This is a genomic window from Pseudoclavibacter sp. AY1F1 (assembly GCF_002931075.1).
Classification (GTDB): Bacteria; Actinomycetota; Actinomycetes; order Actinomycetales; family Microbacteriaceae; genus Pseudoclavibacter.
This window is the reverse complement of record NZ_PSTQ01000001.1, coordinates 455510-470925: the sequence shown is the minus strand read 5'-3', so window position 1 is coordinate 470925 and position 15416 is coordinate 455510. Positions and strand designations below refer to the sequence as shown.

The 15416-nt window shown below is 67.8% G+C and carries 12 protein-coding genes; 2 read left to right on the top strand and 10 right to left on the bottom strand.

Annotation, left to right across the window (positions count from 1 at the left end; translation table 11 throughout):
- Position 1 precedes the first annotated feature (1 nt).
- Positions 2-1837 (bottom strand): peptide chain release factor N(5)-glutamine methyltransferase, encoded by a 1836-nt coding sequence (gene prmC / locus C5B85_RS02205; RefSeq protein ID WP_181064236.1) that lies wholly within the window; start codon positions 1835-1837, stop codon positions 2-4.
- 134 nt (positions 1838-1971) lie between these two features.
- On the opposite strand from prmC, the gene cysK reads away from it, so the two are divergent.
- Positions 1972-2907, top strand: coding sequence for a cysteine synthase A (cysK, locus tag C5B85_RS02200; protein WP_104284414.1), 936 nt, complete (start codon positions 1972-1974; stop codon positions 2905-2907).
- A 3-nt stretch (positions 2908-2910) separates the two neighbouring features.
- Positions 2911-3513, top strand: coding sequence for a serine O-acetyltransferase (gene cysE, locus C5B85_RS02195; RefSeq protein ID WP_104284413.1), 603 nt, complete (start codon positions 2911-2913; stop codon positions 3511-3513).
- Positions 3514-3600: 87 nt separating this feature from the next.
- On the opposite strand, the gene prfA is transcribed toward cysE, so the two are convergent.
- The 9 genes from prfA to C5B85_RS02150 all read right to left on the bottom strand — a co-directional run bounded on the left by prfA (position 3601) and on the right by C5B85_RS02150 (position 15326).
- Positions 3601-4683, bottom strand: coding sequence for a peptide chain release factor 1 (prfA, locus tag C5B85_RS02190; protein WP_104284772.1), 1083 nt, complete (start codon positions 4681-4683; stop codon positions 3601-3603).
- A gap of 17 nt (positions 4684-4700) precedes the next feature.
- A complete protein-coding gene (gene rho / locus C5B85_RS02185) occupies positions 4701-6635 on the bottom strand; it encodes a transcription termination factor Rho (RefSeq protein ID WP_104284412.1) in 1935 nt (644 codons plus the stop codon).
- Between the two features lie 143 nt (positions 6636-6778).
- Positions 6779-7729 (bottom strand): homoserine kinase, encoded by a 951-nt coding sequence (thrB, locus tag C5B85_RS02180; protein WP_104284411.1) that lies wholly within the window; start codon positions 7727-7729, stop codon positions 6779-6781.
- A 96-nt stretch (positions 7730-7825) separates the two neighbouring features.
- Positions 7826-9175 carry a homoserine dehydrogenase gene (locus C5B85_RS02175; protein ID WP_104284410.1) on the bottom strand — a complete coding sequence of 450 codons (1350 nt, stop codon included), beginning with the start codon at positions 9173-9175 and terminating at the stop codon, positions 7826-7828.
- Between the two features lie 13 nt (positions 9176-9188).
- Positions 9189-10649 carry a diaminopimelate decarboxylase gene (lysA, locus tag C5B85_RS02170; RefSeq protein WP_104284409.1) on the bottom strand — a complete coding sequence of 487 codons (1461 nt, stop codon included), beginning with the start codon at positions 10647-10649 and terminating at the stop codon, positions 9189-9191.
- 66 nt (positions 10650-10715) lie between these two features.
- Positions 10716-11909 carry an LmeA family phospholipid-binding protein gene (locus C5B85_RS18900; protein WP_146077813.1) on the bottom strand — a complete coding sequence of 398 codons (1194 nt, stop codon included), beginning with the start codon at positions 11907-11909 and terminating at the stop codon, positions 10716-10718.
- A gap of 111 nt (positions 11910-12020) precedes the next feature.
- Positions 12021-12806, bottom strand: coding sequence for a DUF2993 domain-containing protein (locus C5B85_RS02160; RefSeq protein WP_104284408.1), 786 nt, complete (start codon positions 12804-12806; stop codon positions 12021-12023).
- A gap of 6 nt (positions 12807-12812) precedes the next feature.
- Entirely contained in the window at positions 12813-14477 is a 1665-nt protein-coding gene (gene argS / locus C5B85_RS02155; protein WP_104284407.1) for an arginine--tRNA ligase, read from the bottom strand.
- Positions 14478-14534: 57 nt separating this feature from the next.
- Positions 14535-15326: a transglutaminase family protein gene (locus C5B85_RS02150; RefSeq protein WP_181064235.1), complete on the bottom strand. Its 792-nt coding sequence runs from the start codon at positions 15324-15326 to the stop codon at positions 14535-14537.
- Positions 15327-15416 lie beyond the last annotated feature (90 nt).

Below are 15416 nucleotides of genomic sequence, written 5' to 3'. Positions count from 1 at the left end.
GCTACGACTCGCGCTCCGTCAGTGACGAGGGCTTGGCAGGCGACGTGCCACCGTCTGCCTCGGGCTCGGTGTCAGGGGCGGTGTCGGTCGCTGTGGACGCGGTCCCGGCACCGGTCTCGATGGATGCCTCGGCCTCAACTGATAACTCGGCCTCAACTGAATCGGCCTCAACTGAATCAGTCTCTACTGAGCCAGTCTCCACCGAGTCAGTCCCCGCCGAGTCCGCCTCAACCGCTGACGCGGCTTCCGGCCCAGGCTCTGGCGCTTCGAACGCGGCGAGCTTGTCCCCGAGGACCTCCTCGATCAGGTCCCGCGAGAGCGCACCCTGGCGAACGATGCGGGCGGGCTCGCCGCGAGTCAGTGGAGTAGCGTCGACGATCGTCGACGGCTCTCCCCCGGCCGGACCTCCGTCGAGGAAGACACCGACGACCTCGCCGAGGGCCTCGAGGGCCTCCTCTGCGGTTGTTGCTGCCGGCTGACCGTGCTTGTTGGCGCTCGAGACCGCGAGGGGCCCCGTCTCCTTCAGCAGCTCGCGAGCGAGACGGCTGTCGGGGATTCGCAGCGCAACGGTGCCGTTCGTCTCGCCGAGGTCCCATTGCAGTGATCCCCTGGCCTGCAGGATGACAGTGAGTGGCCCAGGTGCGAAGCGCTGGAACAGCTCACGGGCAAGCGGGTGAACGTTCTCGGCGAGAGCGTCGAGGGTCTCGTGGTTCGCGACGAGGACAGGCGGCGGGGTTGCCCGCGTGCGGCCCTTCGCGTCGAGCAGACGCTGGACCGCGGTAGCCGAGAAAGCGTCAGCTGCGATGCCGTAGACCGTGTCGGTCGGCATGACGATGACCTCGCCGCTCGCGATGGCCGTGCGTGCCGCACGGACCGCTGCCAGGAGGTCGAGTGAGTCTGTGGTGGCGTAGATCTGTCCCATTCTTTGCTCCATGATAGTCGGCTGGCCGTCGCCGCCCCGGCCAGACGCGGGGAGCACCGCCGAAGTGATCCGGTCCCTCCCCGTGAGGTCCTCCGCTGTCGCCGCCTCCGTGAAGCCTGCAGCTGTGAAGATCTGGCGGATCTCCGCCCCCTGCGTGTCCTCGTGCTCGATGATCAGCACACCCCCGGGGCGCAGCGAGGCCGAGGACCAGATCGCGAGTTCCCGAATGAAGTCGAGTCCATCGGCGCCCGAATACAGTGCCTCGGCCGGGTCGTGCCGCCAGACTTCCCGGCTTTCCGGTCGATTCTCGGCCGGCACGTATGGCGGGTTGGAGATGACCAGATCGAGCGACTCGGCGGCAATGCCGGAGAAGGCGCGGGATGCCTCCCCGAAGAACGTGGCGACGGTCCCGTCCCCGTAGGTCTCGACGTTGGCGCGCAGCCAGGGCCACGCCGCGCTGGATGCTTCGATCGCTGTCATCCGGATGCGCCCGTTCCCTCGGGCAACGCCAAGTGCAACTGCGCCGCTTCCGGAGCCCACGTCGACGCCAGCCAGCTCTCCCCGTGGCGCCCGATCCTTGATCAGTTCGAGGGCGGACGTGACCAGCGATTCCGTCTCTGGTCTCGGGACGAATACTCCCGGACCCACGGCGAGCTCCATGTCCAGGAACGGCGCAGCACCGAGCACGTGCTGCAGTGGCTCCCTACGAGCCCGCCTTGTGGACGCGGCGGCGACGTCGATCGCCTCGCGCTCGGTCATCTCGCGGCCGAGAAGCGAACGCATCTGCACCTCTCCTCTTGAGATGCCGAGCACTCCGGCGAGCAACAGGTCGGCCTCTACTGCGTCGGCGGGGATGCCAGCTGCCTTCAGCTGTTCGCGAACCAGCTTTCTCTGCGCTTCTACGTGCAAGATCATGGATAGAGTCTCCCGCACATTGACTCGCGGCGTCATGCACAGCATTCGCGTGCGAGATCATTGGGACGATTGACGCGGGCGAACGCTGCCAGCGACACCCACGAAGTTCACACAGCATCCCAGAAGGGCACGAAGTGACTGGAAAGATCTACAACGACATCACCGAAGTCGTCGGCCGCACCCCGCTCGTCAAGCTCGGTCGCATCAACGACACAGGCGCAAACATCTTCGCGAAGCTCGAGTACTTCGGTCCTGGCTCCTCGGTCAAGGACCGACTCGGCCTCGGCATCATCCGTGCTGCAGAGCAGAGTGGCGAGCTGCAGCCAGGTGGCACGATCGTCGAGGGCACGTCGGGCAACACCGGCATCGCTCTCGCGATGCTCGGCGCATCGCGCGGCTACCGCGTCATCCTCGCGATGCCGGAGACGATGTCCGTTGAGCGCCGCCAGCTACTGAAGGCGTTCGGCGCGGAGCTCGTCCTGACGCCTGGCCCCGAGGGCATGCGCGGTGCGGTTGCCCGCGCGAAGGAGATCGTCGCGGAGACGCCTGGATCGATTCTCGCGAGGCAGTTCGAGAACGAAGCGAACGTTCAGATCCACCGCGAGACGACGGCCGAGGAAATCTGGGCCGACACCGACGGCGATATCGACATCTTCGTTGCCGGCATCGGCACGGGCGGCACCATCTCCGGAGTCGGGCAGGTGCTCAAGGAGCGCAAGCCCGGCGTGAAGATCGTCGCGGTCGAGCCCAAAGACTCCCCCCTCCTGACCGAAGGCAAGGCTGGCCCGCACAAGATCCAGGGTCTCGGCGCCAACTTCGTCCCTGATGTGCTTGACCGCGACGTCATCGACGAGGTCCTGGACGCGACCCTCGAAGACAGCATTCGGGTCTCGCGCGCCCTCACCTCGACCGAGGGCATCTTCAGCGGCATCTCGAGCGGCGCGAACCTCTGGGCAGCCCTCGAGGTCGCGAAGCGCCCCGAGAACGCTGGCAAGAACATCGTCGTCATCATCTGCGACACCGGCGAGCGCTACCTGTCCACCGTGCTCTTCGACGATCTGCGCGACTAGCGAGTGACGACTGCAACACCACGTCGAACGCCGGCACCTCAAGGTGTCGGCGTTTGGCGTCGCGTCAGGGAAGACATCGCGGCGACGCGGAAGAACGACCCGGCCGCGCGCTCCAAGGCAGAGATCGTCATCAACTACTCGGGACTCCACGCCCTGTGGCTGCACCGCATCGCGCATCGCCTCTGGCAGCGCCCCGGCACGAAACTCCTTGCACGCACGCTGTCCCAGTTCAATCGCTTCGCGACCGGCGTGGAGATCCACCCCGGTGCCGAGATCGGTCGCAGGGTTGTCATCGACCACGGCATGGGGATCGTCATCGGCGAAACTGCCATCGTCGGGGATGATGTGCTCATCTACCACGGCGTCACGCTCGGTGGCACGTCGGGCGACCGGGTGAAACGACACCCGACCGTCGGCAGCCGCGTGCTCATCGGGGCCGGGGCGAAGCTCCTCGGGAACATCACTGTCGGCGACGACTCCAGGGTCGGGGCAAACGCGGTTGTCACCCGTGACGCTCCCGCGAACTCTGTCCTCACCGGTGTACCCGCCCGCATCCGGCAGCGCACGGCGGCAGAGCAGGACCTCATCGGCTACTACGAGATCTAAAGGATCTCAACGTCCGAGGGTTGGCAGGACAGCAGAACGGCGGCCAGCATTGCTGGCCGCCGTTCTCGCGTCTGACTCCGTCGTGGATTAGTCGTCGCTGCCGGAGAGAGCCGCGAGCCGCGCCTCCTCGTCGGCAGCGATCGCCGACTGGATGACGGGCCCGAGAGCACCGTTCATGACATGGTCGAGGTTGTACGCCTTGTACCCGGTCCGGTGATCCGCGATGCGGTTCTCCGGGAAGTTGTACGTGCGGATGCGCTCGGATCGATCCATCGTGCGAATCTGCCCGGAACGCGCCTCCGACTCCGCCGCGGCGATCTGCTCCTGCTGATGCGCGAGCAGTCTGGCGAGCAGCACGCGCATACCCGCGGCACGGTTCTGGATCTGGCTCTTCTCGTTCTGCATGGACACGACGATGCCGGTCGGGATGTGCGTGATGCGCACCGCCGAGTCGGTCGTGTTCACCGATTGTCCACCTGGGCCCGACGAGCGGAAGACATCGATCTTGAGGTCGTTCGGGCTGACCTCGATCTCCTCCGGCTCATCCACCTCAGGGAACACCAGCACGCCGGTCGTGGAGGTGTGGATGCGCCCCTGCGACTCGGTCGCTGGCACCCGCTGCACGCGATGCACGCCACCCTCGTACTTGAGGCTGGCCCAGACTCCGAGCGCGGGGTCGTTGGCATTGCCCTTGATGGCGACCTGGACGTCCTTGAACCCGCCGAGGTCGCTCTCCGTGGACGAGATCATCTCGGTCTTCCAACCGCGCTGCTCGGCGTAGTGCGAGTACATGCGGAGGAGGTCGGCAGCGAACAGCGCGGATTCCTCTCCGCCCTCGCCGCCCTTGATCTCCATGATGACGTCGCGCCCGTCGTCGGGGTCGCGCGGGATGAGGAGGCGACGAAGCTTCTCCTGCGCGACGCGCAGGTTCTCCTCGAGCACAGGCACCTCTTCGGCAAACGACTCGTCGTCCTTCGCGAGCTCGCGGGCGGCCTCAAGGTCATCCTCGAGCTCCGCGCGGGACGCATCGGCTGCCAGGATCTGAGCCAGCTGCGCGTAGCGCCTGTTGACCTTCTTCGCGCGCGCCGGGTTGGCGTGCAGCTCGGGGTCGGCAAGCTGCTCCTGCAGGTCCTCGTGTTCGGCGCGAAGCTGCCGAACGGAGTCGGCCATCTCGTGTCTGGCCATGGCTATGCCTTGGCTGCGCGGATGGGCTGCTTCGCAACGGAAGCGAGGAACTCAGCGTTTGTGCTGGTGCCGGCGACGCGAGCGAGCACTGCCTCGAGGAGGAGGAGCGGGTCGCCGCCGGTCAGGGCGCGGCGGATGCTCCAGGTCGCCTCGACCTCCTGCTGCGTCAGCAGCTGCTCCTCGCGGAGCGTCTGGGAGTGCGAGATGTCGATGGCGGGGAACACGCGCTTGTCGGCGATGTCGCGCGAGAGGCGAAGCTCCATGTTGCCCGTGCCCGCGAAGGACTCGAGGATCGTGTCCTCGGTCTTCGAGCCGGTGCCGATCATCGCTGTGGCGAGGATCGTGAGCGAGCCACCGTTCTCCACGTTCTTGGCGGACCCGAAGAAGCGGCGAACTGGAGTCAGCGCGGACGCGTCGACGCCACCTGGCAGGATGCGCCCGGATGCGGGAGCGGCGAGGTTGTAGGCCCGGCACAGCTGGGTGACGCCATCGAGCAGCACAACCACGTCGTGGCCGAGTTCGACGAGGCGCTTGGCGCGCTCGATGGCGAGCTCCGCGACTGTGGTCTGGTCGTCTGCGGGCAGGTCGAACGTGGCCGCGACGACCTCGCCCTGGATGGTGCGCTGCATGTGCGTCACTTCTTCAGGACGCTCGTCGATGAGGACAACCATGAGGTGCACGTCCGGGCTGTTCTTCGCGACGGCGGCGGCGACCTGTTCGAGGACGATCGACTTGCCAGACTTCGGCGGGGCCACGATGAGTCCGCGAGTTCCCTTGCCGATCGGCGCGAAGAGGTCCATGAGGCGCGTGGCGACGCGGTCCTCGCTCGTCTCGAGACGCAGGCGCTCCTGCGGGTAGAGCGCGGTCAGAGAGTCGAAGTCCGGGCGCTGGCGCGGCTCCTCGGGCGACTGGCCGTTGATGGCGTCGAAGCGCACGATGGCGTTGAACTTCTGGCGTCCGTGCTGGTTCTCGCCCTCGCGCGGCTGGCGGATCGCTCCGACAACTGCGTCGCCCTTGCGGAGCTGGTACTTCTTGACCTGGGCGAGCGACACGTAGACATCGTTCGGGCCGGGGAGATACCCGCTGGTCCGCACAAACGCGTAATTGTCGAGCACGTCCAGGATGCCGGCGATCGGCAGGAGGACGTCGTCCGCCGCGATCTCGGGCTCGGTGTCCTCGGCTCCCCCACGCCCGCGCTTGCGGTCGCGGTAGCGGCCGCCGCGACCGCGACGCTGCTCGTCGGTCTCGTCGTCCGCCGGAACATCCTGTGCCTGCTGAGCGTCGCTGCGTCCCTGGGCTTGGTCGCCGCCGCGTCCGCGCGAGCGGCCACGCTGGCGTCGTCCGCCCTGCTGCTCGTCGTCCTGGGCGTCGCCGTTGGTCTCGGCAGGAGTTTCTTCCTGCTTGGTCGCGGGCTCCACGGTCTCGCTGTTCTGCTCGTTCTCGGCGCCGCGACCACGGCGACCGCGTCCACGGCCCCGCTTGCGCTGGCCCGCGCGGCCCTGATCCTCGTCACGCGCCTCGTCCTGCTCGGATGCCTCGCCGCGTGCCGGCGGGAGGACGAGGTCGTCAAGCGACAGCTCAGGCACGGAGGGTGCAGCCGGCTCGGCCGCCTCTTCGCGCTTGTCCTCGACGGCGACGGGCGCCTCCTCGACTGCGACGGCCTGCGTGTCCGCGGCGACGTTCGTGTCCGCGGCTTCTGCCTCTGGCGCTGCAGGTGCCTCGGCCGGGGCGGCCTGCACGTCTGCGCCTGCCGACTCAACCACGGGCACCTCCGGCTCGGCGGTGGCGCGCGCGGCCTCGATGGCCTCGATGAGCGCTCCCTTGCGGAGGCTGCGAGCCCCACGGATCTGCAGCCCTGCGGCGAGAGCCTGGAGGTCAGCGACCTTCATGGAAGTGAGCGGAGCTTCCTGCTCCGCAGTTGGTGTTGTGTCAGTCATCTGCTGTGAATCCTTACCTCTACCGCGTTCTGCGGTGTTCAGATCGAGCGAGCGGGACTTCTCACACACTCGGAACCACATCGACAGAAATCGAGGGGGGTGCGTACTCCGCTGCTCGGAGAGTTGAAGCTGTCGCGCTGTGCCTACACCGAAAGTGTGGCCGCGTCGCCCGACAGCACCTCAACTGTAGCACCGAGGAAATCAACGGCCGGCATGATCGCGTTCCACTGCGTCTGCGTGTTGGCCTCCGCAACCGCGGCGGCCTGCAGGCGCTGCTCGGGGCTGTCGCAGAGCACAAGCACGCTTGGGCCTGCGCCCGAGACGACTGCAGGCAGCCCGGCCGCACGCAGCTCGGCCACGAGGCCGCTCGTGAACGGCATGGCCGAGGCGCGGTAGCTCTGGTGGAGACGGTCCTCGGTCGCCTCGAAGAGCAGCTCCGGGCTCTGGACAAGAGCCGCGACGAGCAGCGCCGACCGCGAGAGGTTGAAGATCGCGTCGGCGTGCGGGACGCTCTCCGGCTGGAGGCTTCGAGCGAGCTTGGTCGACATCGTCTCGGTTGGGATGAGGACGATCGGCGAGACCCCGCGGTGCACGAGCAGTTGCTTCGACCGCGGGCCGTTCTCTCCGACCCAGGCGATCGTGAGCCCGCCGAAGAGGCAGGGCGCCACGTTGTCAGGGTGGCCCTCAAGCTCGGTGGCGAATCGCAGCAGGGTGTCGGCGTTGAGCTCGACGTCGTTGGACACGAGCGCGGCTGCAGCCATGACGCCTGAGACGATTGCTGCGCCCGACGAGCCCATGCCGCGGCCGTGCGGGATCGTGTTGACAGCGCGAACGCGCAGACCCGGCATCTCGTAGCCGAGTCCCTTCAGGGTGTGCTCGATCGACTGCACGACGAGGTGCGAGGCGTCGCGCGGGACGCTCTCGGCACCGACGCCCTCGACATCGATCTCGAGCACGCCAGCGGGCGCGCTTTCTACGACGAGCGTGTCGTAGACGGCAAGTGCCAGTCCGAGCGTGTCGAAGCCCGGGCCGAGATTTGCGCTCGTCGCGGGGACCTTGACTTCGACGCGACGCGCCTGTTCGACCTGCTTCATGCTGCGACTCCTAGGCAGAGGACTGATGCGATTGGACTGGTATCGACGGGCACGACTGCCGATGCACGGGGACGGGCATCGGCGAGGTGCCCTGCGCTAGAGCGCACCCTCGACGCGGAGGACGCCGGTGACGCGCCGCGAGGCTTCATGCGCGGCCAGCGCTTCGGCAAGCGCCGAGAGGGCGCGCTCGGTGGCGGCGTGCGTGCCGATGACGAGAGTGGCGCCACCCTCCGAGCCGCCGTCGGCGTGACCGGGGGTGGCCGCGCCATCCGCCGATCCGGTGCTGCGCTGCTCGAGCGTCGAGACCGAGACCCCGAAGTCGCTGAACACCTTCGCGATCTCGGCGAGCACACCGGGACGGTCGTGCACTTCGAGGATGATCTGGTAGCGGGTCGTGATCTCGCCGACCTCGAGGACCGGCAGGTCCGCGTGGGTCGATTCACCGAGTCCCGGGCCGCCGTTGACGCGGCGTCGGGCCGACGAGACGAGGTCGCCGAGCACGGCGGACGCGGTCTCGACTCCCCCGGCGCCTGCACCGTAGAACATGAGGTCGCCGGCCGCCTGGGCCTGCACGAACACGGCGTTGTTGCCGCCGTGCACGGAGGCGAGTGGATGCTGTGTGTCGACGAGCGCGGGATAGACCCTTGCCGAGATTCCCTCGACGCCGTCTGAAGTCGTCACGCGCTCGCAGATCGCGAGCAGCTTGACGACGAAGCCCGCCGCCTTCGCGCGCTCGATCTGCTCGATCGTGATCTCGGTGATGCCCTCGCGATGGACCAGCTCGACCGGGACCTCGGTGTGGAACGCGATGGAGGCGAGGATCGCGGCCTTCTGCTGCGCGTCGTAGCCGCCGATGTCGGCCGTCGGGTCCGCCTCGGCGTAGCCGAGGTCCGTGGCGATGCGCAGGGCTTCCTCGAGAGAGTCGCCGCGCGTGTGCATGCGGTCGAGGATGAAGTTGGTGGTGCCGTTGACGATGCCGAGGATGCGCTCGACGCGGTCGCCGGCGAGGCTGTCTCGCAGCGGGCGGATGATCGGGATGGCCCCTGCGACGGCGGCCTCGTAGGTGAGCTGCGCCCCGACGCGCCTCGCCTGGTCGAACAGCTCGGGGCCGTGAGCCGCGATGAGCGCCTTGTTGGCGGTCACGACGTCGGCACCCGTGGAGAGAGCGAGGGAGATGAGTCCCTTGGCGGGGTCGATGCCGCCCATGAGCTCGATGACGATGTCGGACCCCAAGATGAGGCGCTCGGCGTCGTCGGTGAAGAGTTCCTTGGGCAGGTCGACGTCGCGCTTCGCGTCGACGTTTCGCACTGCGATCCCGGTGAGCAGCAGCGGTGCGCCCACGCGGGCGGCGAGCTCGTCGGCGTTCTCGAGCAGGATGCGGGCGACCTGCGACCCGACGGATCCTGCGCCAAGCAGGGCGACACGGATGGGTCGGTTCTGGTTCATCAATTCTCCTCGGTTACGGGCGCTCATCGGTCACGGCAGCTGTGAGTCCCGCGTCTCTGGCAAGCAGATCGGCCACGGACTCCGCACGGATCAGCGTGCGCGCCTCGCCGCCGCGAACCGCGACGACGGCCGGTCGGCCGATCATGTTGTAGTTGCTCGAGAGCGACCAGCAGTAAGCGCCGGTCGCTGGCACGGCGACGAGGTCGCCGGGGGCGACATCGCTCGGGAGATAGTCTGCCAGAACGACGATGTCGCCGGACTCACAGTGTTTTCCAACGACACGAACGAGCGCGGGACCCGCGGCGGATGCTCGAGATGCGAGGCGGACGCAGTACTCGGCCTCGTAGAGCGCGGCCCTCACGTTGTCGCTCATGCCCCCGTCCACCGAGACATAGAGGCGCTCAGCGCTTCCGCCCTCGTCGAGGGGCACCCTGACGGTCTTGGTCGTACCGACCTCGTACAGGGCTGTGCCAGCGGGGCCGATGATGGTGCGGCCCGGCTCGAACGCCATGTTCGGAACGGCGACACCAAGACGCGCACACGCGTCGGCGACGTGGGAGGCGATGTGCGAGGCCATCGTGCGGATGTCTGTCGGCGTCTCGCGTGGCAGGTAAGCGATCCCGTAGCCGCCGCCGAGGTTGAGCTCGGGCACCGGGCCATCGGCAAGGAGGCGGGCGTGCACCTCGACGAGGCGGTCCGCCGCCTCGCCGAAACCGTCGGCGTCGAAGATCTGCGAGCCGATGTGTGAGTGCAGGCCGAGGAATTCGAGGGAGTCGTTTTCCCGAATGCGCGCGACAAACGCATCCACCTCGTCGAGCGGGATGCCGAACTTCTGGTCTTCGCGGCTCGTCGCGAGGAACTCGTGTGTCGACGCGTGTACCCCTGAGTTGACGCGCAGACGTACTGACTGGCGGACTCCCGCGTCGGCGGCTGCCGCCGCCACGCGCTCGAGCTCCTGGGCGCTGTCGAGCACAATCGCGCCGATGCCCGCGGACACCGCGAGGCCGATCTCGCGGGTCGACTTGTTGTTGCCGTGGAAGCCGATCAGGGCAGGCGGCGCACCGGCCGCGAGGGCAAGCGCGAGTTCGCCCTCGCTGCACACGTCGATCGCGCATCCCTCCTCGAGCATCCACCTGACGACATCGGCGCTCAGGAACGCCTTGCCCGCGTAATAGACCTTCGCGGTAGCTCCGAGCGGCTCGAAGGCATCGGTGAAGGCCCCGACCGTCGCGGCAGCGCGGGAGCGAGCGTCGTCCTCGTCGACGACGTACAACGGGGTGCCGAACTGCTCCGTCAGCGCCCGAGCATCCAGACCCGCGATCTTCAGGGCACCATCCGCGCCGCGCTGAGCGTTCTTCGACCAGACGTGGGCGTCGAGCGAATTCAGGTCGCTTGGGACTTCGAGGTCGATCGGCGCAAGCGGATTGGCACCGGTCGAGTGGGCGGCTTGGGGTTCGCGGAGAGCTTCAGGCACCAGAGCATGCTAGCCGCTGGCCTCGAACCGGGACAGGTCAGCAGCGCCGACACGCAGGCGCCACGGCTACAGGCAGTCGGCGACCGCCGGGAGTTCGGTGAGCTGCGCACCGTCGACCTGCCAGGAGAAGGTCAGCGCGTCACTCGAGACGCTCGCGTCCGTGACCTTGGCCTCGAGCTCCGAACCCTCGCACGTCGGCACCTCGACCTTCTCGTTCGACCCGAACGGAATGCTCGTGCCGAAGAGCGTCATGCTGCTGTCGCTCGTCACGAAGAGCTTGCCGTCGGCCGTCTCGTAGCCGAGTTCCGACTGCACCTTGACCTGCCACTCGCCCGTGCCGCTGACCGCCTCGATGTTGATGACGTCGTCGCCGTAGCTGATGGTCGTCTCATAGGAGTCGGTGTTGATCTCGCTGTCCTCGCCCTGCAATGCGGCCGGGACGCCGTCAAGCACGTCCGTCGCGACGGAGAGATCGACCGTCGTCGAGTCCACTGGCCCCTCGAGGGACGCGTCGATGCCGGTCAGATCGATGCCGACCGTGATGCCGCCGTCGCCCTGGGAGGTCATCGTGGCGTGGTCGATCTTCCCGGCGAGAACCTGGGCGAGCACGCTGAAGCCATCCACCGTGACGGCGAACTCCCCCGGGGTCTCGTCCTCCCCGTAGTTGTCGATGACGATCTTGCTCGCCTGCTCCTCGAGCGCACTGGTGACGTTGGCGCGGGCTACGAACTCGCCGATGACCAGGCCACCCACGACGACCACGACGCCGACTCCGGTCCAAAGCCACCACTGCGCGTACCAGGGCCGCGCCTTCTTCCCCTGCGGCTGGCCGCCCTGCCAGGCCCCGGGCTGCTGGCCGTGCGGGGGCTGACCGCCAACGAAGGCAATCTGCTGGCCATGGCTACCACCCTGGGGCTGCCCCTGGGGCTGAACCCCTGGTTGTCCCTGTGGCTGTCCCTGTGGCTGCCCGAACGGCGGCCGCTGCGGGTGGCCATAGCCTTGCCCCGGCGCCGGCTGGCCGTACCCGGGCTGCCGAGGCTGCTGGCCGTAGCCGGGGTGCTGCGGTTGCCCGGGCTGCGGCTGCTGACCGAAACCTGGCTGGCTCTGCTGACCTGGCTGGCCATACTGACTCGGCTGGCCATACTGACTCGGCTGGCCCTGAATCGACTGGGGCTGGCCGTAACCGGGCTGCTGCCCGTAGCCAGGACGCTGTTGCCCGTGCCCCGGCTGCTGTCCGGAGCCCTGTCCGTTCGGCGGCATGCTCATCACAGTTCTCCAGTTCCTCGGCGGCGCGGGCCGGCGATACGCGGAGCGCGAGCCGGCGAGCCCGTGCGGCCTCGTCGGCACAGACCCCATCGTCTCAGCTCGAAACTAGTCGCGACAGGTGGAGAACTCCCCGGAATCCGGGATTTCGGCGGAGAGGGCGATGTTCCTGGCTTCCACGCCGACCGTCAGCATCCCCTCGGCGATGCGCAGCTCGGACACGTGCAGTCCTGCCGGCAGGTAGTCGGCCGTGCAGATGGGCACCGCGAACTCGTCGATATCCGGGAGCGCCTGAGTGAGCGCCTGCCCGAAGGCGGTGCCAGACACCTCGACGTTTGTCGGGTCGATGACCACTTCCCCGTCGATCAGACGGAGCTGCGCATCGACGGTGAGCGTGCCCGTGAGACCGAGGAAGGAGACCGTGGATGCGTACGACAGTTCGTCGTCTCCGAGCGTCAGCGACGCGTCGGTTCCCGGCAGCGCGGCGACGCCCTCGAGCGTCGCCTCCGGCACGTTGAGGGTGCCCGTCAGCATCTCCGTCCGCATCCCGTCGAAGATGTGAACTCCGTACGCGTCGACGCTCGCCGCCAGCTTCAGGCCGTAGGCCGTGAGCTCATCGGCCGACACCGTCACGTGGCTCGCGCGCCCAGTGGCCAGCTGCCAGAGCGTCGAGAAGCCATAAACACGCGCCTGCACGTCACCGCTCACTCCGGGCGGCAGCGTCTCCTGCACGTGGTGGGCGATCCGATCCTGCGCGACGAGTCGCACGCCCACGTCGAGTCCGACGAGAAGGAGCAGCGCACCAAGCAGCCAGAGGGTCATTTTGACCCACGTTCGCATGCCGCGCTTCGGCCCTGGCAGGATCAGCCGCTCCGACTCGACGACCGGGGTCACGCCGAGCTACATCCGCTCTGGAGCCGAGACGCCGAGCATCGTGAGCGCTGAACGCAGGACCGTACTCGTAGCGTCGTTCAGCCAGAGCCGGGTGCGGTGCAGGTCGGTGATCTCGTCATCGCCGCGAGGGATGACGCGGCAGTTGTCGTACCAGCGGTGGTACAGGCCGGCGAGCTCCTCCGCGTAGCGGGCGACACGGTGCGGTTCGCGCAGCTCGGCCGCCGCCGCGACGACTCGCGGGAAGTCCTGCAGCGCGCCGAGCAGCGCGGACTCCGACTCGTGGTCGAGCAGCGACGGCTCGAAGACCGAGCGGTCCACGCCCGACTCGGTGGCGTTGCGGCCGACAGCGCAGGTGCGGGCGTGCGCGTACTGGACGTAGAAGACGGGGTTGTCGTTGGTGCGCTGCGCGAGGACATCGAGGTCGATGTCGAGCGTGGAGTTTGCGGACGAGCGCACGAGGGCGTAGCGACCCGCGTCAACACCCACGGCATCGACGAGATCGTCGAGCGTCACGATCGTGCCGGCACGCTTCGACATGCGAACCGGCTCGCCGTCCTTCACGAGGTTGACCATCTGGCCGATGAGGATCTGCAGGTTCACGCCAGGCTGGTCACCGAACGCGGCGACCATGGCCATCATGCGCGCGACGTAGCCGTGGTGGTCGGCGCCGAGCATGATGATGCACTGGTCGAAGCCGCGCTCGCGCTTGTCGAGGTAGTAGCCGATGTCGCCAGCCATGTAGGTGGGGCTGCCGTTGGAGCGCACGACCACGCGGTCCTTGTCGTCGCCGTACTCGGTGGTGCGCAGCCACTGCGCACCGTCCTGCTCGAAGATCTGGCCCTGCTCTCGCAGGCGTTCGATGGCACGGGCCACCGCGCCGGACTCGTGGACGGAGTCCTCGTGGAAGAAGACGTCGAAGTCGACGCCGAAGTCGTGAAGCTTCTGTTTGATCTCGCCGAACATCTGCTCGACGCCCTTCGAGCGGAACACCTCCTGCTGCGCATCCCGGTCGAGGCCAGCGAGACCGTCGCCGTATGCTGCGGCCACCTGGCCGGCGATGTCGGAGATGTACGCACCCCCGTAGCCGTCCTCAGGGGTGCTCTCTCCCAGGTACGCGGCGAGGAGCGAGCGGGCGAAGCGGTCGATCTGCGCGCCGTGGTCGTTGAAGTAGTACTCGCGGGTCACATCCGCGCCGGCCGCGATGAGCACGCGCGCCAGCGAGTCGCCGACCGCCGCCCAGCGCACGCCACCCATGTGGATGGGGCCGGTCGGGTTCGCCGAGACGAACTCGAGGTTGACCTTCACGCCCGCGAGCGAGTCTCCGTTGCCGTACGCCGAGCCAGCCTCGACGATGACCTTGGCGAGCGAACCGGCGGTCGCCGCGTCGAGCGTGATGTTGATGAAGCCGGGACCGGCGACCTCGGCGCTCGCCACCTGGGGGTCGAGCACAAGCTGCTCGACGATGCTTGTTGCCAGCTCTCGCGGGTTCGTGCCGACACGCTTCGCGAGGCGCATGGCGATGTTCGAGGCCCAGTCGCCGTGGTCGCGGTTTCGCGGCCGCTCGAGCACGATGTCCGTCTCGGGGACGGTGATGCCCTGCGCGCCCTCGATGGGGGCGAGCGCGGCGTTGACAGCGGTGGTGAGAGCCGTGACGAGAGCTGGAGAAGTCATAGACCACCCATCTTAGAGCCGAGACGGGCGCTCCGGCGGCGCGAAGGAGCGCCGGGGTCAGCCCAGCTGGACCCGCTCGGTCCAGTCCTCGAGGATGACCTCGCTCGACGTCGCGTTCACGTGGAGTTTCGAGAGGCGGAGGTTCGCGATGGTGTTGCTGAGGAAGGCGGTGTCGGCCGCGTCCCGTCCGCTCGCGATGCGCTGCATGAGACGGCGGGGTGCCAGGTGCGTCGCATCGACGACGTACCATGCCCCGTCGACGAGCACCTCGACGACGGCGTGGAAGTCCATGGGCACGAGGCCGGGCGCGTACACGGACACGAGTCTGGCCGGCAGGTCGTTGGCGCGCAGGAACGCGATCGTGAGGTGGGCGAAGTCACGGCAGACGCCCTGGCGCTTGAGGAACGTGTCGCGGGCTCCGTCGGTGGGGGCACTCGACCCGGGCACGTAGCTGATGTTCCGCGAGACCCAATCGACAACCGCGTCGACGAGCTCGAAACCCTGCTTGCCGCGGAACATCGAACGCGCCGTCGGGCCGAGAAGATCCGATTCCGCGTAGCGAGACGGGCGGCGGAACTGGATGAGGTCGAGCTCTTCCGGCTCGTTCGGCTGCGCGCGGTCGAGCACGGTCGCGCTGTACCGCATCTCGATGTGCTTCGCGGACGTCGTCACGCGGTGCAGGCGGCACTCTGAGCGGTCGATCGACTCGATCACGTCCAGCGGCTGCCCGTCCCCCGTGATCGTGAACGTCTCGCTCTCGAGGTTCGCCAAGGTGTGGGCGGCAATCGAGAACACGAGGTCGGCTTCCCCGTCGAGTTCGAGGTCAATGGCAGATTCGATCTTTCGCATCACCAGCGGATTGTGTCATGCCCGGATGCACCGCGAGGACGCGTGTCGGAGCCCCCTGAAGCCCTGTTAGTATTGGCTCCGCGCTGCGAA